This window comes from Streptomyces sp. NPDC058231 (assembly GCF_042882275.1).
Lineage (GTDB): Bacteria > Actinomycetota > Actinomycetes > Streptomycetales > Streptomycetaceae > Streptomyces.
In genome coordinates, this window is the sequence record NZ_JBHVWN010000002.1 from 3,177 (window position 1) to 4,777 (window position 1,601).

General features: G+C 73.5%; 1 protein-coding gene. It reads left to right on the forward strand.

The features are described from left to right. Positions 1–132: 132 nt before the first annotated feature. On the forward strand, positions 133–1,407 hold the full coding sequence (locus ACFVXE_RS01600) for an HRDC domain-containing protein (RefSeq protein WP_389668099.1): 1,275 nt from the start codon (positions 133–135) through the stop codon (positions 1,405–1,407). Positions 1,408–1,601: the final 194 nt, after the last annotated feature.

The following is a 1,601-nucleotide window of genomic DNA, read 5'->3' on the forward strand; positions in this document are numbered from 1 at the left end:
CTTGTTGGTGGTCTCTTTTTTTTTTAAATCATAATTCCCCGGTAGGGGGGTGGGTATTTTTTAATTTCCGGGGCGCCGGTCTAGCCACGGTCCCCCCGCCGCGCGCCGTGCATACACAGATATCCTTGACACGTGACCGACGCCCAAGAGACCGCAGCAGACACTTCACTGCGAACCACCGGGGGCGCTCCCCCGGACGACGTCGCCCCGGCGCCGATCCCCTTGCTCGAACCTCGCGAGGGCATTCCCCCGGTGGCGGCCTCCGACGACGCCCTGGCCCGGGTGGTCGCGGCTTTCGCCGCGGGCACCGGCCCCGTCGCCGTCGACGCCGAGCGCGCATCCGGTTACCGCTACGGCCAGCGCGCCTACCTCGTACAGCTGCGCCGCGAAGGCGCGGGCAGCGCGCTGATCGACCCGGTCGGCTGCCCCGATCTGTCCTCGCTCGGCGAGGCGCTGCAAGACAGCGAGTGGATCCTGCACGCCGCCACCCAGGACCTGCCCTGTCTGCGCGAAATAGGAATGACCCCCACCGGGCTCTTCGACACGGAGCTCGCCGGGCGGCTCGCCGGCTTCCCGCGCGTCGGCCTCGGCGCCATGGTCGAGAGCGTGCTCGGTTACGCGCTGGAGAAGGGGCACTCCGCCGTCGACTGGTCCACCCGCCCGCTGCCCGACCCCTGGCTGCGTTACGCCGCCCTCGACGTCGAGCTGCTGATCGATCTGCGCAACGCCCTGGAGGAGGAGCTCGACCGACAGGGCAAGCTGGAGTGGGCGCAGGAGGAATTCGACGCGATCGCCTCGGCACCGCCCGCTCCCCCGCGCAAGGACCCGTGGCGCCGCACGTCCGGCATGCACAAGGTGCGCCGCCGCCGTCAGATGGCGGCCGTACGGGAGCTGTGGAACGCCCGTGACCAGGTCGCGCAGCGCCGCGACATCTCGCCCGGCAAGGTGCTGGGCGACGCCGCGATCGTGGAGGCCGCGCTCGCACTGCCGACCGATGTCCAGGCACTGACCGCCCTGCCGGGCTTCGGCCATCGCATGGGACGACGTCAGCTGGAGCAGTGGCAGGCGGCCGTCGAGCGGGCCAAGGCGCTGCCCGAGGCCGAGCTCCCGCAGCCCGGCCAGCCTCTCGCGGGCCCGCCCCCGCCGCGTTCCTGGGCGGACAAGGACCCGGCGGCCGCGGCCCGGCTCTCGGCGGCCCGCGCCGCGGTGTCCGAGCTCGCCGAGCGGCTGAACATGCCGCAGGAGAACCTGATCACTCCGGACACGGTGCGCCGGATCTGCTGGGAGCCGCCGAAGAACCCGACGCCCGGCGCGGTGGAGGACTCGCTCGCGGGGTACGGTGCGCGGCGCTGGCAGGTCGAGCAGGTCACGCCGTTGCTGGTGCGCGCGCTGGCCTCGGCCGCCTGAGCCCTTCTCCGGGGTCGAAATCGGGCCAGGTTGCGAGAACCTCGGCCCCGCACAGCCCTCGAACGCCGGGGGGGGCCCCCCCGGTGGGCCCCCCCGGGGTTGGGGGGGGGGGGCGCGGCGGGCGTGGGGGGGGGTAAAGGCGGGCGGCCCGCGGGGGCCGGTGTGTGCGTCGGCCCGCCCCCCCGGGGGGGAGG